Here is an 18,093-nt window from a genome sequence, read left to right as displayed (position 1 = left end):
TCGGTTGCGGATCCTGAGGCGTTCTGGGCCGAGCAGGCGCAGCGTCTGGACTGGATCAAGGCGCCGACCAAGATCAAGAACACCGATTTCACCCTGGGCCAGGTCTCGATCAAGTGGTTCGAGGACGGCACGCTGAACGTGGCCGCCAACTGCATCGACCGGCACCTGGAAAAGCGCGGCGACCAGACCGCCATCATCTTCGAGCCCGACGACCCCGAGGAAGCCGCCAGGCACATCACCTACCGCGAGTTGCACACATCGGTCTGCAAGATGGCCAACATCCTCGAAACCCTGGGCGTGCGCCGGGGCGACCGGGTGATCCTCTATCTCCCGATGATCCCCGAGGCCGCCTATGCCATGCTGGCCTGCGCCCGCATCGGCGCGATCCATTCCATCGTCTTCGCCGGGTTCAGCCCCGACGCGCTGAGCGCCCGCATCAACGGCTGCGACGCCAAGCTGGTCATCACCGCCGACGAGGCCCCGCGCGGCGGCCGCAAGACCGCGCTCAAGACCAATGCCGACAAGGCGCTGCTGCACTGCAAGGACAGCGTCAAATGCCTGGTGGTCAAGCGCACCGGCGGCCAGACCACATGGGTGGACGGGCGCGATTTCGACTACAACGAAATGGCGCTGGAGGCGGATGACTACAGCAAACCCGCCGAGATGAACGCCGAGGACCCGCTGTTCATCCTCTACACCTCCGGCTCCACCGGTCAGCCCAAGGGGGTTGTGCACTCCACAGGTGGATATCTGGTTTACGCCGCCATGACGCAGGAGATCACCTTCGATTACCACGAGGGCGACGTCTATTGGTGCACCGCCGACGTGGGCTGGGTCACCGGGCATTCCTACATTGTTTACGGGCCCTTGGCCAATGGCGCCACGACGCTGATGTTCGAGGGCGTGCCGACCTATCCGGACGCCAGCCGCTTCTGGCAGGTCTGCGAAAAGCACAAGGTCAACCAGTTCTACACCGCCCCCACCGCGATTCGCGCGCTGATGGGTCAGGGCGACGAATTCGCCACCAAATGCGATCTCAGCAGCCTGCGGATCCTTGGAACGGTCGGTGAGCCGATCAACCCCGAGGCCTGGAACTGGTACAACGATGTCATCGGCGGCGGCCGCTGCCCGATCGTCGACACCTGGTGGCAGACCGAAACCGGCGGTCACATGATGACCCCCCTGCCCGGCGCCCATGCGACCAAGCCCGGCGCGGCGCAGAAGCCCTTCTTCGGGGTGAAACCGCTGGTGCTGGACCCGCAGTCGGCCGAGGTGATCGAGGGCAACGGCGTCGAGGGCGTGCTGGTCATCGCCGACAGCTGGCCGGCGCAGATGCGCACCGTCTGGGGCGATCACGAGCGGTTTGAAAAGACCTACTTCTCTGATTACAAAGGCTATTACTTCTCCGGCGACGGCTGCCGCCGCGATGCGGACGGCGATTACTGGATCACCGGGCGGGTGGACGACGTGATCAACGTCTCCGGCCACCGCATGGGCACGGCCGAGGTGGAATCGGCGCTGGTGGCGCATGAAAAGGTCGCCGAGGCGGCGGTCGTGGGCTACCCGCACGAGATCAAGGGCCAAGGCATCTACTGCTACGTGACCCTGATGAACGGGGTCGAGCCGACGGATGAGCTGCGCAAGGAGCTGCGCACCTGGGTCCGCACCGAAATCGGCCCCATCGCCTCGCCCGACCTGATCCAATGGGCCCCCGGCCTGCCGAAAACCCGCTCCGGCAAGATCATGCGCCGCATCCTGCGCAAGATCGCCGAAAACGACTACGGCGCCCTCGGCGACACATCCACCCTCGCCGACCCCTCCGTCGTCGACGACCTCATCGACAACAGAATGAATCGCTGACTCCAGCGCGATACTGTGAAAGGCGGGCCACAGCGCCCGCCTTTTTCTCACGCAATTGCCGCTTTGGCCCGGCGCTACGACGGTCGTCGTCCTTGGCGGAACGTACGGGTGTCGGCCGCGCGACAGGGCGCGTCGAGACAGGCGGCAAACTCTGCGCAATTCGACGCAACCCGCTGCCAAGCCGCGTATTTCTTGCTACCTTGGGTTTGTGGGGGCGCTCTGGATGGAGCAGCCCAATGCAATTCCTAGTCCCGCCATTGCTGAGTGCGCCACAGGTGACCGGCCACCCTCAAGGGTTGCCGCGTGGTCGGCCGGACCCGCTGGAACAGACCCGCGTCAAGCCGATCTCTGACGCGCGCGACCCCGAGGCGCGCATGAAAGAAGGCCAAAGCCCGACCCAGTTCTGGTCCGCCGTCAACGGCGAACCGGACCCGGACAACCATACGGCGCCGCCTTCGATCATGCAGATCACCATCAGCCGGATGCTTGATGAGCAGATCTCTTCGCACAAGGCAGAGGCCGAGGTGCCGCCCCTGGGCGAGGCGGAGCCGGACGCAGATCCGGACCCGGCCAAGGACATCAACACCCCCGACACGCGGGCGCAGGCCGCCAACAAAGAGGCCGCCGACAAAGAGAAAGACAGCGCAAGACCCGAACAGCGGCAATTGGCCCGACCGGATCAGCCCTTCGGATCGAATGCGCTGCGCAACTCCGTCTTCAGCACCTTGCCGTAATTGTTCTTGGGCAGGGCGCTCAGCGCGACATAATCCTTGGGCCGCTTGAACCGCGCGATGCGGTCAAGGCAATGCGCATCCAGCACCGCCGGATCAAGCGGCCCGTCGCAGACGACAAAGGCCACCACCTCTTCGCCCCATTCCGGATGCGGGCGGCCCACCACGGCCACCTCCTTGACGGCGGCATGTTCCAGCAGGGCCTCTTCGACCTCGCGCGGATAGATGTTGGTCCCGCCCGAGATGATCAGGTCCTTCGACCGGTCCTTCATCGTGACATAGCCATCGGCATCCATCGCCCCCATGTCCCCGGTCCAGAGCCAGCCATCCTTTAGCGTCTTTGCCGTCGCTTCGGGGTTTTCCCAGTAGCCGGGCATCACGATATCGCCGCGCACGCAAATCTCGCCCACCTCGCCCGGCGGCAGGGTTTCACCGGCTTCGCCCGCGATCCGTACTTCTGTCGCCAATTGCGCCCGCCCGACCGATCCCAACCGTTCGCGCCAGCGGGGGTGCGTGCGGTCGGTCACGTCATGGCGCGACAATGCGGTGATGCCCATCGGGCATTCGCCCTGCCCGTAGATCTGCGCAAAGACCGGGCCGAAGTGGTCGACCGCCTCGATGATGTCTGCGTTGTACATCGGCCCGCCCGCATAAACGATGGTGCGCAGCCCCTCCCCCTTGCGCCCTGCGGCGATGGCATGGCGCGTCAGCCGCTGCACCATGGTGGGGGCCATGAACATATGCGCCCCCCGGAAATGCGCGGCAAGGTCCAGCGTCTCACCCTCGTCAAAGCCGCCGGAGGGGGGAAAGACATGCCGCGCCCCCGCCCGGACGTGCATCATGTTGTAGATGCCCGCCCCGTGGCTGAGCGGCGCTGCATAAAGCGCGGCATCCTCCGGCCCCACAAGATCGCAGTCGCATTGGTAACTCAGCGACATGGTCACCAGCATGCGATGCGTGATGATCACGCCCTTGGGCCGCCCCGTGGTGCCGGAGGTATAGAACAGCCATGCAAGATCGTCCGGCGCGCGATGTTCTGGCTCTGTCAGCGGCGGATGATCCAGCAGCCCGACCCAGACCTCGCTGCCCGTCTCGATCACAGGAACGCTTGCCACCCCGGCCAGCGCGGGGGCCAGATCCGGCGTGGCAAAGACCAGCCGGGCGCCAGAGTTGGTCAGGATGAAATCCGCCTCGCGCGGGTGCAGTTTCGCGTTGATCGGGACAACCGCCGCCCCCGCATACCACGCGCCATATTCCGCGATCAGGTAATCGGGCACGTTTTTCATGAACAGCGCCACCCGGTCGCCCGGTTGCACCCCGCGCGCCCGCAAGGCCGCGCCCAGCCGCAGGGCCGCGCCGTGAAAGGCCGCGTAATCCGCCACCAGATCGGCGCCGAGAAACAGCGCCGGACGGTCCGGCGCGATCTGGGCCGCGCGGGCGAGCCAGCTGGAAATATTCATGCGAAATCCTCCCCAAACCCGGATGCTATGCGGGCCGCCACGCCGCCGCAATCATGCACACCCCGTTGCAGCGCTGCCAGACCGCGAAGATAGCGCTCACACAAGCGGTGCGGCATCGCTTTTCCTTCCTCACGCCTTAGCCTATAAGCAGCGCAGACCCCCTGCGGGTGAGACACATGGCGAGGATGGCATGAGCGAGAACAGGACCGAGGCAGACGTTGCCTTCATCGAGGCGCTGGCGGAAGTACTGAACAAGAATGACCTGACCGAACTGGAGGTCATGCGCGAATACGGCGATGACGACAGTCTGCAGGTCCGCATCAGCCGCGCCGTGACCGTGGCGGCCCCGGCCCCTGTGGCGGCCGCCCCCGTGGCCGCAGCCGCCCCTGCCGCCGCACCGGCCGCAGCGGCCGCCCCCGTCGCAGAAATGCCCGAAGACCCCGCCGCCCACCCCGGTGCCGTGACCTCGCCCATGGTGGGCACGGTCTACATGCAGGGCGAACCGGGCGCGGACCCGTTCATCAGCGTCGGCGCAACGGTCAAGGAGGGGGACACCCTGCTCATCGTCGAGGCGATGAAGACCATGAACCACATTCCCGCCCCCCGCGCCGGGACGGTGAAACGCATTCTTGTCGAGGACGGCGCCCCCGTCGAATACGGCGCCCCGCTGGTCATCCTCGAGTAAGCGCATGACCCAGAAAATCCTGATCGCAAACCGCGGCGAGATCGCGCTGCGCGTCATCCGCGCCTGCCGCGAGATGGGCATCCCGTCGGTCGCGGTGCATTCCACCGCCGATGCGGACGCAATGCACGTGCGCATGGCGGATGAAACCATCTGCATCGGCCCCGCGCCCTCTCCTGACAGCTATCTGTCCATTCCCGCCATCATCTCGGCCTGCGAAGTCACCGGCTCCACGATGATCCACCCGGGCTATGGCTTTCTGTCGGAAAACGCCCGTTTCGTGCAGATCGTCGAAGACCACGACATCACCTTCATCGGGCCGTCGGCGGAACACATCCGCACGATGGGCGACAAGATCACCGCCAAGGAAACCGCAAAAGCGCTGGGAATCCCGGTGGTTCCCGGCTCCGAAGGCGGCGTGAACAGCGTGGCGGAGGCCCGTGAAATCGGTGCCTCGTTCGGCTATCCGGTGATCGTCAAGGCCACCGCCGGCGGCGGCGGCCGTGGCATGAAGGTCGCCCGCGACGAGGCCGAGATGGAGCGCGCCTACCAGACCGCCCGCTCCGAGGCGAAAGCCGCCTTTGGCAACGACGAAGTCTATATCGAGAAATACCTGCAGCGCCCGCGCCACATCGAGGTCCAGGTCTTTGGTGACGGTCAGGGCAACGGCGTCCACCTGGGAGAGCGCGACTGCTCGCTTCAGCGCCGCCACCAGAAGGTGTTCGAAGAGGCCCCCGGCCCGTCGATCACGCCGGACGAACGCGCCCGCATCGGCACGATCTGCGCCAATGCAATCGCCAAGATGGGCTACAGCGGCGCAGGCACCATCGAATTCCTGTACGAAGACGGCGAGTTCTACTTCATCGAGATGAACACCCGCCTGCAGGTGGAACACCCGGTGACAGAGGCAATCTTTGGCGTCGATCTGGTGCGCGAACAGATCCGCGTCGCCTCGGGCCAAAAACTGTCGTTCAAGCAGGAAGACCTGAAGATCAACGGCCACGCCATCGAGGTGCGGATCAATGCGGAAAAGCTGCCGCAGTTCCGCCCGTCGCCCGGCACCATCTCGCATTTCCATGCCCCCGGGGGTCTTGGCGTGCGGATGGATTCGGCGCTCTATGACGGCTATCGCATCCCGCCCTACTACGACAGCCTGATCGCCAAGCTGATCGTGCATGGAGAGGACCGCCCCGCCGCGCTGGCCCGTCTGAATCGCGCCCTTGGCGAATTGATCGTCGATGGTGTCGACACCACGGTGCCGCTGTTCCACGCGCTTTTGCGCGAAAAGGACATTCATACCGGCGGGTACAACATTCACTGGCTTGAAAAATGGCTGGAGGCCGGCGGGCTGGAATAACCCGCCGCTGCCCGTTCCGACAGCAGGTCGGGACGGGTTTTGCCCGCATCGCCAAAAGGATAGTCTGGGCGCATGAGCGTCACCCCCGACCTTCTCCTGCACGCCTACCGCACCGGCATCTTTCCGATGGCCGAACGGCGGAACGATCCCGACATCTTCTGGGTCGATCCACGGCGGCGGGGCGTGTTGCCGCTGGACGGGTTCCGCATCTCGCGCAGTCTGGCCAAACGGTTGCGGCGTGACGATTACCGCGTGACATTGAACCATGACTTCCCGGGCGTGATCGACGGCTGCGCCGACCGCGAAGAAACCTGGATCAACGACGAAATCCGTGATCTCTATCACGCCCTGCACGGCATGGGACACGCCCATTCGCTGGAGGTCTGGAGCGAGGATGCGCTGATCGGCGGCGTCTACGGCGTGACCGTCGGCGCGGCCTTTTGCGGCGAGTCGATGTTTTCCCGCGCCACGGATGCCTCCAAGATCGCGCTGGCGTGGCTCATCGATCAGTTGAACCGCACCGGCTTTACCCTCTTCGACACGCAGTTCCTGACCCCGCATCTGGCCAGCCTCGGCGCGGTCGAAATCACCCGCCACGCCTATCGTGAGCGCCTTGCCAAGGCCCTGAAAACAGAGGCCGATATCCGCGCCGTGCCGCTAGCCGCCAGTGGCGCCGACGTGGTGGCGCGCAACCGCATTGTCACGGCTCAGGCCGCATCGGCGCAGCCCCCCCCTCATAGGACATTCCCATGCTGAACACCCTGACCCAAGGAACCGCCCACGGAATCCCGCTCCTGATCGTGCACGGGCTCTATGGGTCTGGGCGCAACTGGGGTGTGATCGCCCGCCGCCTGTCGGACCGCTGGCACGTCCTGACGCCCGACATGCGCAACCACGGTGACAGCCCGCAGACCGACACCCACAGCTATCATGACCTCGCCGCCGATCTGGGCGAGGTGATCGACGCCCATGGCGGACGCGCGCATGTGGTAGGGCATTCGATGGGTGGCAAGGCGTCGATGGTTCTGGCGCTGACCCAGCCGGACAAGGTCGCCTCGCTGCTGGTCGCCGATATTGCCCCCGTCGCCTACAGTCACAGCCAGATCCAGTTCATCGAAGCCATGCGCAGCGTCGATCTGGACAAGGTCGAGAAACGCTCGGACGCGGTCGAACAACTGGCGCGGGTGGTGCCGGACAAGACCCTGCAAAGCTTTTTCACCCAGTCGCTGGACCTGCAGAACAAGCGCTGGAAGCTGAACCTGGACACTCTGGCCGCCGAAATGCCCAAGATCCTCGGATTTCCAGAGGTATCAGGTGCTTACGAAGGGCCGACGCTGTTCCTCTCGGGCGGGGATTCGGACTATGTCCTGCCCGAACACCGCGACCGCATCCGCCCGCTGTTCCCGCGCGCCCGCTACGCCAAGATGCCCAAGGCGGGCCATTGGCTGCACGCCGACGATCCGCGCGGGTTCGAGGCCTCTGTCCGCGCCTTCGTCTCCCACGTAGAGCCGTAGGGCGGGGTTCACCCCGCCGTCCGCGCGGCCCCTGCCCCGCGTGGCCCCCGCCGTGCGCCCGTGTCGCGCAGTTTCAGGAAACCTGAAACTCCGGGTTTTCCTTCCGAAATCCACATCTTGAACGTTTACAGGATGCCTGCGGGCGGCAATCTAGCCGCATGCAACAGGTTCATCCGCCGATTGTGCGCCCGAGTCGCGCGCCGTCAGCTTTCCAGCACCCGCAATTCGCCTTCCAGCCAGGGCAGCTGCGCCAGCGCGGGCGCGATCACCATGTCGCGCACCAGATGGCGCATGGTCCGCGCGACGTCGCGCGGCACCTGATCGGCCCAGTCGGTTCCGGCAAACAGCGAGATGGTGCGCGAAAAGGGTTTGAAGGGCACCGGATGCGCCTCCATCTGGTCATGGTACCGCCCGGCGCGCATGTAGCCCAGCGGCGTGGTGATCGCCCAGCCGGTGCCGCGCGCCACCAGCGTCATCAGCGACAGGTGCGCGCCAATCTCGAACCGTTCGGCAAATTCCAGTTTCTGCCGCGCCAGATGCGCCTCGATCTGCCTTCCGATCAATTGTTCGCGGTCATAGCGCAGGATCGGCAGGCTTTGCATCAGGGCGTTGACGCCGCCTGCGGCCTCGACCGCCCCCTTGGCGCAGACAAGGATATAAGGGTCTCTGACCAAAGGATATTCCACGATCCCCTCCATCACCTCGCCGCTGCTGGCAGAGATCGCCAGATGCAGGCGGCGCGCCTTGATCTCTTCGGAAATCTCGTGGCTGGGCGCGGTGATCAGCTTGAACCGGCAGCGGGTCATGCTCTCGGCCAGGATGGTGACAAGGCGCGGCGTCAGGTCGTTGTCGAAATCGTCGATCACCCCCAGGCTGAGCGTGCTGAGATGGGTCAAGTCCATCACCGTCAGCTCGTTCTGGGCCAGCCGCAACTGGCTCAGCACCGCCTGCGTGCGGGTCAGGAAAGACCGCCCCGCCGGGGTCAGCCGCATCGGCCGCTTGCCGTGATCCACAAGGTCTGCGCCCAGCGCCGTTTCAAGGTTGCGCATCTGCTGGCTGACGGCGGGCTGGCTCAACCCCGTCAGTTCCGCCGCCTTGGCGACGGACCCGGCAGAGGCGAGCGCCTCGAAAACTTCCAGACCCCTGAGGGTCACACCTTTCATCAGCATCACGCACTTCCCTGCCCTACAGTTTCCGTTTTTGTGAACCTGCCCCCTCACGTCAAGGAAAACACATGCCTTCCCGCCTGATTAAATCCGCCCCCGGTCTGCCGCCTGCTGCAGAGGCAGATATCGCCGACACCGTCCAGATCATGCTGGCACGCCTGAAACAGGGCGGCGAAGAGGCCGCGCTGGACTACGCGCAGCGTCTGGACAACTGGACCGGCCCGGTGGAGGTCACGGCAGAACAGGCCGCCCGCGCAGGCGACGGCCTGCCCGACGATCTGAAACAGGCGCTGGACTACGCGCATGAAAACATCCGCGCCTTTGCGCAGGCGCAGCGCGCCTCGGTCACGGATTTCGAGATCGAACTGCGCCCCGGCCTCCTGACCGGACAGAAAAGCCTGCCGGTCTCTGCCGCCGGATGTTACGTGCCGGGCGGGCGCTACGCCCATATCGCCTCTGCCCTGATGACGATCACCACGGCGCGCGCCGCCGGGGTGCCCCATGTCACCGCCGTGGCCCCGCCGCGCCGGGACGCGGATGGCAAGGCGCTCGGCATCGACCCGGCGACACTCTACGCCATGTCTTTGGCCGGAGCTGACCGTATCCTCTGCCTGGGCGGGGTGCAGGGCATCGCCGCCATGGCGTTCGGCCTCTTCGGCTTGCCGCCTGCCGATGTGCTGGCCGGTCCCGGCAACGCCTATGTGGCAGAGGCCAAGCGCCAGCTGTTCGGCCCCTTGGGCATCGACATGTTCGCCGGGCCCACCGACGTGCTGATCCTTGCCGACGCTACCGCCGATCCGGCACTGGTGGCGCTGGATCTGGCCGGTCAGGCCGAACACGGGCCAACCTCGCCCTGCTGGCTGGTCACCGATCACGAACCGCTGGCCCGCCGCGTGCGCGACCTGATGCCGGACATCTGCGCCCGCATCGGCGGAGCCAACGGGGAAACCGCGCTCGCCGCATGGGAGGCGATGGGTGAGATTGTCCTCTGCGATTCACGCGAGGAAATGGCCGCGGAATCAGACCGCTACGCGCCCGAACACCTGCACGTCCAATGCGCAGACCTGCCGTGGTGGCAGGCGCGGCTGAACGCCTACGGCTCGCTTTTCCTGGGCGCGGACACCACCGTGGCCTTTGGTGACAAGGCCTCTGGCCCGAACCACGTTTTGCCCACCGGGGGGGCCGCGCGCTATACCGGCGGTCTGTCAGTGCACAAGTTCCTGAAAACCGTCACATGGCAGCGTGCCAATGCCGAGGCGCTGCCAGCCCTTGCGCGCGCCACCTCGATCATATCTCGTGCCGAGGGCATGGTGGGCCACGCCATGACCGCAGAGGCGCGACTGTCTCACACAACACCGCGCGCCTGCGCCGCAAACGAAAGCTGAAATACATGAACCTTGCCAAGTTTCCCCGCGTCCGCCTTGCGCATCTGCCCACCCCGCTGGAATTCATGCCGCGCCTGACAGAGGCGCTGGGTGGTCCTGAAATCTGGATCAAGCGTGACGATTGCACCGGTCTGTCGACCGGCGGCAACAAGACGCGCAAGCTGGAATACCTGATGGCCGACGCGCTGGAACAGGGGGCAGAGGTGGTGCTGACGCAGGGCGCGACCCAGTCGAACCATGCCCGCCAGACCGCCGCCGCCGCGGCCAAGCTGGGCCTCGACTGCCATATCCTGCTGGAGGATCGCACCGGCTACAACCATGAGAACTATCGCTATAACGGCAACGTCCTTCTGGACGTGCTGCATGGCGCCTCCATCGAACATCGCGGCCCCGATCTGGACATGAACGCCGAAATGGAGGCCGTGGCCGACAAGATGCGCGCCGAGGGCAAGCGCGCCTATACCATCCCCGGCGGCGGTTCGAACGCCATCGGCGCGCTTGGGTACGTGAACTGCGCACTGGAGTTGATGAACCAGTTCAGTGAAATGAACCTGCGGGTCGATCACATCGTGCATGCCACCGGATCGGCGGGCACCCAGGCCGGGCTGATCACCGGCCTGTCGGCGATGAACGCCCAGATCCCGCTGCTGGGCATCGGCGTCCGCGCGCCGAAACCCAAGCAAGAGGAAAACGTCTACAACCTCGCCGTGAAAACGGCAGAAAAGCTGGGCTGCCCCGGCGTGGTCAAGCGTGAGGACGTGGTCGCCAACACCGATTACGTCGGTCCTGGCTACGGCATCCCGGCAGAGTCGACGCTGGAAGCCATCGACATCTTTGCCCGGACAGAGGCGATCCTGCTGGACCCGGTCTATTCGGCCAAGGGCGCTGCGGGTCTGATCGACCTGATCCGCAAGGGCCACTTCAAGGAGAATGAGCGCGTCGTCTTCCTGCACACCGGCGGCGCCATCGGTCTGACCGGCTACACCCATGCCTTTGACGTGAAATCGCGCGCATGAGCCCCGCATGAGGCCGGTCGGGATTCTGGGCGGGATGGGGCCTCAGGCCACCATCCTGCTGATGCAAAAACTGCTGGACGCCACGCCCGCGCAGGATGACGCGGACCACATCCCGCTGATTGTGCATCAGAATTCCGCCGTGCCCTCGCGCATCAAGGCGCTGATCGACGGCACCGGCCCCTCGCCCCTGCCGGTGTTGCAGCAGATGGCGCGCGACCTGTCGGCGGCGGGGGCAACCGCGCTCGCCATGCCCTGCAACACCGCGCATCACTACGCGGGCGGCATCCGTGCCGCCAGCGACCTGCCCTTTCTGGACATGCTGTCGGCCACCGCGCGGGCCTTGGCGGACAAGGGACGGATCGGCATTCTCACCTCTCCGGCGACGCGGCTAACCGGCGTGTTCGACAGCTATCTGGACGTGCCCTTCACCGCGCCGGTGGATGACGCCCCGCTGTTACAGATGATCCGCGCGGTCAAGGCGGGCGCGCCCGCGCGGCAGATCCTGCCCGCCCTTGTCGAAGAGGCGCGGCGGCTGCAGGAGCGTACCGATCACATCCTGATCGCCTGCACGGAACTGTCCCTGGCCGCGCCCCTGTTGCCGCCGGACATCGCATGGACCGACAGTCTGGATTGCCTTGTTGGGCGGATCATCGACCACGCCCGGGGTTCGGCCTGGCCGGCCTGAGCGGGCTTGAACGCCTCAGGTGCCGCGGCAGAGCGTTTCCGCCCGCGCCGCAAAGGCCTTGTATCGTTGCCAGAACGCCTCGTGCCGCGGATTGTCCGACTGGCGGATTTCCTGCGCCCGGTGCGGATCGGCAAAAAACGTCACGGCCAGCCGCTGGTCCGATGCGCTGAGGTCGCGGTTGGCCACGGCCTGCACGCAGCCGCATCTCTGGCGGCTGGCGGCACTGCGCCCGGCCCGCAGGCAGGCGTCCGACACCGGCCCCGAGGCCATCAGCACCCGTGATCCCGCCGTATAGCCCCGGTCCGTCCGGCTGTTGCCGCCACCGCAGGCCACCAACGCCAGGCAGGCGGCCATCATAATCGCTTGCTTCATTTCACCTGTCTCTCGTTGCCCGGATGCGGATTTTCCGTCTCCCCCGGCACTGCCCTCGGCACGTATCATGCGCTATTCGGCGACAAGCTTCAAGAATCCACGCGCAATCCGGCAAAGGCGTCCGTGACAAATTCCGCGTAGGCCGCCCAGCCATCCCTCCGCGCCCGGTAGACACCGCGCCGCACCTGCCCGGCAGAGGCGGTGTGCACGCGCCTCTCATTGCGCTCCGGCGACAGGCAGGCCACGTCCCAGTCCAGCCCCAGATCGGCGATCAACGCCCGCGTCTGTGCCTCCGGGTCATGGGTCAGCGCGTCATAGTCCAGCCGGCGCAGCCGCCCCGGCCAGTCCCTGTCACAGCGCTGCATCCAATCGCGGTAGAGCCCGTGATAGGCCACCACGTCGTCCGGATCATAGCAATAGCCCAGCGATGCCGCGGGGAAATACTGCTTCAGGTTCGACCAGCAGGTGCTGGCCGCATCCCGCACCACATGCACGATCCGCGCCTCCGGCAGCGCCGCCGCGATCAGCGGCACAAAGCAGAAGTTGTGCGGCATCTTGTCGGTCACGAAAGCCGCCCCCTGCGCATGCCGCGCCAGCCCTTCCAGATATCCCGCCCGAAAGGCCCTCAACCGCGCCTCTGTCGGCGCCTCTCCGGCGATGATCTCGCGCAGTAGGTCCGCCGCCAGCGGCAGTTCCCCGGCCCCCGCCACCTGCGGATGGGCCGACACGATCTGCTCTGTCAGGGTGGTCCCGGACCGTGGCATGCCAAGGATGAAGATCGGCACCACCGGCGCGGGCGCCACCCCCGTCAGCGGCTGCACCTCCAGCGCGGACAGCCGATCGAACAGCGCCTCATCCTGCGCGATCTCATAGCCCATCAGCGCCTTGCGCAGGGCATTCCCCTCGCGCAGATAGCCCCAGGCGCGCTCATGCTGCCCCAGCCCGTCAAAGGCGTCGAAGAGGCCGAAACAGACCCGCGCGCGATCCACCGGCGGCACGGCACGATCGGCATGCAGGTCCAGCATCTGTTGCAACTGTCCGTCCTCGCCCTCCCACCGCCGCAGCGCCGACAGGTTGCGATGCGCCTCGGCAAAGCGCGGCGCGATATCCACCGCCTTGCGGTAACAGGCCTCCGCCTCGGCAAACCGTCCCTCTTCATAGGCGGCAACCCCAAGGATGTTCTGCGCCGAGGCGACCTGCGGATCCTGCGCCAGAACCGCGCGGCACTGCTCTGCCGCGCCCGGCAAATCGCCGCGATCCGCCAGGACAGAGGCCAGCTCCATCATCGCGCCCGCCTGTCCCGGCGCCAGCGCCAATGCCTCGCGCGCCTGCGCCTCTGCCGCCTGCAACCGCCCCAGTGCCCGCAAACTCACCGACAGGTTGACCCGCGCCTCCGCCAGATCCGGCCGCAGCTCCGCCGCGCGGCGCAGGGACTCTTCCGCCGGGCCAAACGCGCCCAGTTCCAGCAGCACACCGCCGTGGATCTGCCACAGCACATAGCTTTCCGAATAATGCGGCAACAGCTTGGCCACTTCCTCGGCCACCAGCGCCGAATGCCCTGCCTTATGCGCCTCGACCAGCGCCTCCAGCAGGTCCTGCGGCGGCTGCGCCTCTGGCAGCCGCGCCATCAGGTCCCGCGCCCGCCGGTTGCGCGGATAACGTTGCAGCACGTCCCGGCACAGCGCCCGCGCAGGGGCGACCTCACCTTTGCGATGGTGCGCTTTTGCCCGCGCGAGGGATGTTTCGATCGTTGCCATGCGTCCTCCGTCGGCGCCACCCTAGGGCCAACAGGGTAAACAGAGGGTTGCCGCAAGCGCGGGACCTGTTGCACCATCTCAACAACGGCCCAAATTGACGCTGCGTAACCCTGCAAAAGCTGCGCACGCATTGTCCCCCCTGCCGTGATCTGCAACCCTTTTGCCCAACACGCAGGCAGGCGGGGCAGACCCATGCGACAGATGGCACTCATCGCGGCCCTTCTGGGCGCATTTGCCCTTGCGGGCTGTTCCTTCGAAGGCGGCAGCCTCGACCGGGTGCGCCAGAATTTCGACACCGACAACCCCCGCCCCGAGGCGTTTCACATCTGCGGCAGCCACAATTGCAGCAAGCGCCTCCCGGTCTCGCTCAGCCCCGCCGAATGGGCCCATGCCCGCGCGCCCTTTGCCCCCCGCCCGCGCACGCCGGGGGCCGAACGTCGCGCGCTGGCAGAGGCGCTGCGGCGGCTGGAGGTCACGGTGGGCGAAAAGACCGGCTACAATGCCGATCTGGCCTATTCCACGCTGACGCTTGCGGGCAAGGCGCAGGACTGCGTCGACGAGATGGTGAACACCGCCGTCTACCTCAAGCTGCTGGACGACGCCGGGATGCTGCGCTTTCACCGCCCCGGCCAGCGCGTCAGCATCGGCTTCATGACGCGGCGCTTCTGGACGCATACGGTGGCCACGATCTATCAGAACGACACCGGGCAGGAATTCATCATCGACACATGGGCGGTGGATTTCGGAGAGACGCCCTACATCATGGACCGCAAAGCCTGGGCCGACAACGAACCCTTCCGCCGCGAATTCTGACCCCTTCACCCCGCCAACCGGCGCACTGCCAATGCCGCAAAGTGGGCCATCCCCAACCACGCCGCCCGCCGCCATCGCCCCGGCACAAGCCACCCGTAGGGCGGGCTTCAGCCCGCCATTTCGCATGGGTCAAATGCTGTATGTTGGGTTTTAAACCCACCATCAGGGCAACAAAGGCAGCCATTTTTCCATGGCATCAATCAGCAGCTTCACACCGTAGAGGTAACCTCCCGTCTTGATCGCTTGCGTCAAACCTTCCTTCACTGCGGTATCCACCGCCAAGTCCACCTTCCTGCCCACCCACTTGAGGCAAACGCCCGTCCCTTTCTTCAAGGCTTCCAAAGCCCTCGCCAAACGTGCCTTGTCCGGCGTTTCCGACTCCGCTTCCTCGGAAATCTCTTCAACAGCCGCCCAAATAATCGTCTGGCTTGTCACCACCTCGGCGGAAACCTCGATGGGTTCCGGCGGGCTGTTGCCGCCGATCCCCAAGCGGTTTTGCACGACAGCAGAATCCCGATCCGCGATCAAATCAGCCGCGGCCTTTTGAACTTCGTACCGCGCCTCGATCTCCGCAATCGCCTCGGCAACAGCATCCGCCCCAGCCTCCCAAACCTCCTGCGGGATCAGCGCCACGCGGCGCTGCAACTCCCAGTCCAGCGGCTCGCCTTTCAAAAAACCTCTGTACCAACGGTCCCAAAACTCCCATCCAGACCTAGCAGACAACATGCCAAGAAGATCAGAGGGAACAGCGCGCGCATGGTCACCATTGAACAGGGGAAACTCGAGCAATTCACTGGCAGTCACCTTGTCGAGCAATTCTGTGTCCAACATAAGGTCACTCAAAAGGGCTTGGGTGCCAGTTCTACCAAATAGTTCGAAACCAAAGCCGACGAACGGCACCCCGTGTTTGTTGTAGAACATTTCAAGGAACTTCGGTTTGTCCGAAACGCGCATGTTGACCACAAATGAGGGGATTCGTGCGTCGAAAACTAATGTCCCTCGTTCGGTGAGACTAACAACACTTTGTTTCCAACTGTCTCGCAACACGACATCAGGCCAACATAAAATACATGGCAGCAAACGAAATATCGCATTGGCTCTCTCTTTTAGTTCGCGCCGGGACATCATGTTTAATCGCTGTTCGGCCCTTCCAAGGTCGTACTCGAGCAAGAGGTAGCTCAAGGACCTAAGAACCGCGCGATATGCTAAGGCAGAACGATCGGCAGCTTGGAGCTCAGAAATACCGGTAACAAAACGTTCAATGTCCTGTTGGCCAAAATCATCAAGATCAACGTCCATGTCACCCGCACCATCCTGCCCACTGTCACAGTACACAGAGTCCCCACCCTCTCAACCCCGACCCCTCAACGCCACTTGACCAAACCCCTCATCCACAGCATATCGCAGGACATGAGCACACCCCTGTCCCGCATCCGCAACTTCTCCATCGTCGCCCACATCGACCACGGGAAATCCACCCTGGCCGACCGGCTGATCCAGCTCACCGGCACCGTCGCCGAACGCGACATGAAGGCCCAGTTGCTGGACGCCATGGATATCGAGCGGGAACGCGGCATCACCATCAAGGCGAACACCGTCCGCATCGACTACCCGGCGAAGGACGGCAACACCTATATCCTCAACCTCATCGACACCCCCGGACACGTCGATTTCGCCTATGAGGTCTCCCGCTCCATGCGCGCGGTCGAAGGCTCTCTGCTGGTCGTGGACGCCTCTCAGGGGGTCGAGGCGCAGACGCTGGCCAACGTCTACACCGCCATCGAGGCGGACCATGAGATCGTGCCGGTCCTGAACAAGGTCGACCTGCCCGCCGCCGAACCCGAACGCGTGGCCGAGCAGATCGAGGACGTCATCGGCATCGACGCCTCCGACGCCTGCCTGATCTCCGCCAAGACCGGCGTCGGCATCCCCGACGTGCTGGAGGCCATCGTCACCCGCCTGCCCCCGCCCCATTCCGGCGACCCGGACGCCCCGCTCAAGGCGATGCTGGTGGACAGCTGGTACGACGCCTACCTCGGCGTTGTCGTCCTCATCCGCATCATGGACGGCACCCTGAAGAAGGGCGACAACATCCGCATGATGCGCACCGGCGGCAAATACGGCGTCGACAAGCTGGGCGTCTTCCGCCCCGCCATGCAGGACGTCAAGGAACTCGGCCCCGGCGAGATCGGCTTTTTCACCGGTTCCATCAAGCAGGTCCGCGACACCAAGGTCGGCGACACCATCACCCATGACAAACGCCCCTGCGCCGAACCGCTGCCGGGCTTCAAACCCTCGATCCCCGTGGTCTTCTGCGGCCTTTTCCCCGTCGACTCGGCGGAGTTCGAGGATCTGCGCGACGCGATCGAAAAGCTGGCCCTGAACGACGCCTCCTTCACCTATGAGATGGAAACCTCCGCCGCCCTCGGCTTCGGCTTCCGTTGCGGCTTCCTTGGCCTGCTGCACCTCGAGGTCGTCCGCGACCGGATCGAACGCGAATATGACATCGACCTGATCACCACCGCGCCTTCGGTGATCTACCACGTCTACATGCGCGACGGCGAACGCATCGACCTGCACAACCCCGCCGACATGCCCGACCCGTCCAAGATCGACCATATCGAGGAACCGCGCATCAAGGCGACGATCATGGTGCCGGACGAATACCTCGGCGACGTGCTCAAGCTCTGCCAGGACCGCCGCGGCATCCAGATGGACCTGACCTATGTGGGCGGCCGCGCGATGGCGGTCTACGATCTGCCGCTGAACGAGGTGGTCTTCGACTTCTACGACCGGCTGAAATCGGTGACCAAGGGCTATGCCTCCTTCGACTACGCGCTGGAGGGCTACCGCGAGGACAACCTCGTCAAGATGCAGATCCTCGTGAACGATGAACCCGTCGACGCGCTGTCGATGATGGTCCACCGCGACCGGGCCGAAATGCGCGGCCGCGCCATGTGCGCCAAGCTCAAGGACCTGATCCCGCGCCAGATGTTCAAGATCCCGATCCAGGCGGCCATCGGCGGCAAGGTCATCGCACGAGAGACCCTGTCGGCCCTGCGCAAGGACGTGACCGCCAAATGCTACGGCGGCGACGCGACCCGTAAGAAAAAGCTGTTGGAAAAGCAGAAGGCGGGTAAAAAGAAGATGCGCCAGTTCGGCAAGGTCGAGATCCCGCAGGAAGCGTTTATTTCAGCACTTAAAATGGACGAGTAATCGTCCATTTCCCAATCAAGCCACGTCCAATATATTTTTTCTATTGATTGGAAGCTTCAGGCAGTCTACCAATAGGCGA

General features: G+C 64.9%; 16 protein-coding genes. 11 read left to right on the top strand and 5 right to left on the bottom strand.

Features of this window, described 5'->3' with window-relative positions; genetic code table 11:
* Together acs and ACTXGA_RS15035 are read left to right on the top strand one after the other, a co-directional pair.
* The coding region (gene acs / locus ACTXGA_RS15040) for an acetate--CoA ligase (protein ID WP_443395003.1) at positions 1-1,860 on the top strand (1,860 nt) is incomplete at its 5' end.
* 236 nt (positions 1,861-2,096) lie between these two features.
* Positions 2,097-2,594 (top strand): hypothetical protein, encoded by a 498-nt coding sequence (locus ACTXGA_RS15035; protein ID WP_443395001.1) that lies wholly within the window; start codon positions 2,097-2,099, stop codon positions 2,592-2,594.
* On the opposite strand, the gene ACTXGA_RS15030 is transcribed toward ACTXGA_RS15035, so the two are convergent.
* Complete coding sequence (locus tag ACTXGA_RS15030; protein WP_443394999.1) at positions 2,540-4,051, bottom strand: class I adenylate-forming enzyme family protein; 1,512 nt, start codon at positions 4,049-4,051, stop codon at positions 2,540-2,542. The genes ACTXGA_RS15035 and ACTXGA_RS15030 overlap by 55 nt on opposite strands.
* Positions 4,052-4,241: 190 nt before the next feature.
* Here ACTXGA_RS15030 and accB point away from each other — a divergent pair, with 190 nt between their 5' ends.
* From accB to ACTXGA_RS15010, 4 genes are all read left to right on the top strand, one after another.
* Positions 4,242-4,736: an acetyl-CoA carboxylase biotin carboxyl carrier protein gene (accB, locus tag ACTXGA_RS15025; protein WP_443394997.1), complete on the top strand. Its 495-nt coding sequence runs from the start codon at positions 4,242-4,244 to the stop codon at positions 4,734-4,736.
* A gap of 4 nt (positions 4,737-4,740) precedes the next feature.
* Positions 4,741-6,090, top strand: a complete 1,350-nt coding sequence (gene accC / locus ACTXGA_RS15020; protein ID WP_443394995.1) for an acetyl-CoA carboxylase biotin carboxylase subunit — start codon at positions 4,741-4,743, stop codon at positions 6,088-6,090.
* 72 nt (positions 6,091-6,162) lie between these two features.
* Positions 6,163-6,846 (top strand): leucyl/phenylalanyl-tRNA--protein transferase, encoded by a 684-nt coding sequence (gene aat / locus ACTXGA_RS15015; protein ID WP_443394993.1) that lies wholly within the window; start codon positions 6,163-6,165, stop codon positions 6,844-6,846.
* A complete protein-coding gene (locus tag ACTXGA_RS15010; RefSeq protein ID WP_443394991.1) occupies positions 6,840-7,604 on the top strand; it encodes an alpha/beta fold hydrolase in 765 nt (254 codons plus the stop codon). Before aat ends, ACTXGA_RS15010 begins: the two co-directional genes overlap by 7 nt.
* A 203-nt stretch (positions 7,605-7,807) precedes the next feature.
* Here the strand turns inward: ACTXGA_RS15010 and ACTXGA_RS15005 are convergent, their stop codons facing one another.
* Entirely contained in the window at positions 7,808-8,773 is a 966-nt protein-coding gene (locus tag ACTXGA_RS15005) for a LysR family transcriptional regulator (protein WP_443394989.1), read from the bottom strand.
* A gap of 65 nt (positions 8,774-8,838) precedes the next feature.
* Here ACTXGA_RS15005 and hisD point away from each other — a divergent pair, with 65 nt between their 5' ends.
* Genes hisD through cuyB form a run of 3 tightly spaced genes read left to right on the top strand, consistent with a single transcriptional unit; the run spans position 8,839 to position 11,856 of the window.
* Positions 8,839-10,155 carry a histidinol dehydrogenase gene (gene hisD / locus ACTXGA_RS15000; protein WP_443394987.1) on the top strand — a complete coding sequence of 439 codons (1,317 nt, stop codon included), beginning with the start codon at positions 8,839-8,841 and terminating at the stop codon, positions 10,153-10,155.
* 5 nt (positions 10,156-10,160) lie between these two features.
* Positions 10,161-11,171, top strand: coding sequence for a D-cysteate sulfo-lyase (cuyA, locus tag ACTXGA_RS14995; RefSeq protein WP_443394985.1), 1,011 nt, complete (start codon positions 10,161-10,163; stop codon positions 11,169-11,171).
* A gap of 7 nt (positions 11,172-11,178) precedes the next feature.
* Positions 11,179-11,856, top strand: a complete 678-nt coding sequence (gene cuyB, locus ACTXGA_RS14990) for a cysteate racemase (RefSeq protein ID WP_443394983.1) — start codon at positions 11,179-11,181, stop codon at positions 11,854-11,856.
* Between the two features lie 15 nt (positions 11,857-11,871).
* Here the strand turns inward: cuyB and ACTXGA_RS14985 are convergent, their stop codons facing one another.
* Together ACTXGA_RS14985 and ACTXGA_RS14980 are read right to left on the bottom strand one after the other, a co-directional pair.
* The gene (locus tag ACTXGA_RS14985) at positions 11,872-12,228 is read right to left on the bottom strand and encodes an arginine transporter (protein WP_443394982.1); all 357 of its coding nucleotides are present in this window, start codon (positions 12,226-12,228) and stop codon (positions 11,872-11,874) included.
* Positions 12,229-12,317: 89 nt separating this feature from the next.
* Positions 12,318-13,985, bottom strand: coding sequence for a tetratricopeptide repeat-containing sulfotransferase family protein (locus ACTXGA_RS14980; RefSeq protein ID WP_443394980.1), 1,668 nt, complete (start codon positions 13,983-13,985; stop codon positions 12,318-12,320).
* 192 nt (positions 13,986-14,177) lie between these two features.
* Here ACTXGA_RS14980 and ACTXGA_RS14975 point away from each other — a divergent pair, with 192 nt between their 5' ends.
* A complete protein-coding gene (locus ACTXGA_RS14975; protein WP_443394978.1) occupies positions 14,178-14,798 on the top strand; it encodes a hypothetical protein in 621 nt (206 codons plus the stop codon).
* Between the two features lie 162 nt (positions 14,799-14,960).
* Here ACTXGA_RS14975 and ACTXGA_RS14970 read toward each other — a convergent pair whose 3' ends face one another.
* Positions 14,961-16,097, bottom strand: coding sequence for a hypothetical protein (locus tag ACTXGA_RS14970; RefSeq protein WP_443394976.1), 1,137 nt, complete (start codon positions 16,095-16,097; stop codon positions 14,961-14,963).
* A gap of 111 nt (positions 16,098-16,208) precedes the next feature.
* Between ACTXGA_RS14970 and lepA the strand changes: the two genes are divergently transcribed.
* The gene (gene lepA / locus ACTXGA_RS14965) at positions 16,209-18,014 is read left to right on the top strand and encodes a translation elongation factor 4 (RefSeq protein ID WP_443394974.1); all 1,806 of its coding nucleotides are present in this window, start codon (positions 16,209-16,211) and stop codon (positions 18,012-18,014) included.
* Positions 18,015-18,093: the final 79 nt, after the last annotated feature.

The sequence above is a fragment of the Antarctobacter jejuensis genome (assembly GCF_052266595.1).
GTDB classification, from domain to species: domain Bacteria; phylum Pseudomonadota; class Alphaproteobacteria; order Rhodobacterales; family Rhodobacteraceae; genus Antarctobacter; species Antarctobacter jejuensis.
The sequence above is the reverse complement of the archived record's forward strand: the minus strand, read 5'-3'. Positions and strand labels throughout refer to the sequence as shown.

Excerpts from the sequence above, each read along its gene's own strand:
- ACTXGA_RS14985 (WP_443394982.1), bottom strand. The coding sequence starts at position 12,228 with ATGAAGCAAGCGATTATGATGGCCGCCTGCCTGGCGTTGGTGGCCTGC.
- ACTXGA_RS15035 (WP_443395001.1), top strand. The coding sequence starts at position 2,097 with ATGCAATTCCTAGTCCCGCCATTGCTGAGTGCGCCACAGGTGACCGGC.
- accC (WP_443394995.1), top strand. The coding sequence starts at position 4,741 with ATGACCCAGAAAATCCTGATCGCAAACCGCGGCGAGATCGCGCTGCGC.
- accB (WP_443394997.1), top strand. The coding sequence starts at position 4,242 with ATGAGCGAGAACAGGACCGAGGCAGACGTTGCCTTCATCGAGGCGCTG.
- hisD (WP_443394987.1), top strand. The coding sequence starts at position 8,839 with ATGCCTTCCCGCCTGATTAAATCCGCCCCCGGTCTGCCGCCTGCTGCA.
- ACTXGA_RS14975 (WP_443394978.1), top strand. The coding sequence starts at position 14,178 with ATGCGACAGATGGCACTCATCGCGGCCCTTCTGGGCGCATTTGCCCTT.
- aat (WP_443394993.1), top strand. The coding sequence starts at position 6,163 with ATGAGCGTCACCCCCGACCTTCTCCTGCACGCCTACCGCACCGGCATC.
- ACTXGA_RS14980 (WP_443394980.1), bottom strand. The coding sequence starts at position 13,985 with ATGGCAACGATCGAAACATCCCTCGCGCGGGCAAAAGCGCACCATCGC.
- ACTXGA_RS15010 (WP_443394991.1), top strand. The coding sequence starts at position 6,840 with ATGCTGAACACCCTGACCCAAGGAACCGCCCACGGAATCCCGCTCCTG.
- cuyA (WP_443394985.1), top strand. The coding sequence starts at position 10,161 with ATGAACCTTGCCAAGTTTCCCCGCGTCCGCCTTGCGCATCTGCCCACC.
- ACTXGA_RS15030 (WP_443394999.1), bottom strand. The coding sequence starts at position 4,051 with ATGAATATTTCCAGCTGGCTCGCCCGCGCGGCCCAGATCGCGCCGGAC.
- ACTXGA_RS14970 (WP_443394976.1), bottom strand. The coding sequence starts at position 16,097 with ATGGACGTTGATCTTGATGATTTTGGCCAACAGGACATTGAACGTTTT.
- ACTXGA_RS15005 (WP_443394989.1), bottom strand. The coding sequence starts at position 8,773 with ATGCTGATGAAAGGTGTGACCCTCAGGGGTCTGGAAGTTTTCGAGGCG.
- lepA (WP_443394974.1), top strand. The coding sequence starts at position 16,209 with ATGAGCACACCCCTGTCCCGCATCCGCAACTTCTCCATCGTCGCCCAC.
- cuyB (WP_443394983.1), top strand. The coding sequence starts at position 11,179 with ATGAGGCCGGTCGGGATTCTGGGCGGGATGGGGCCTCAGGCCACCATC.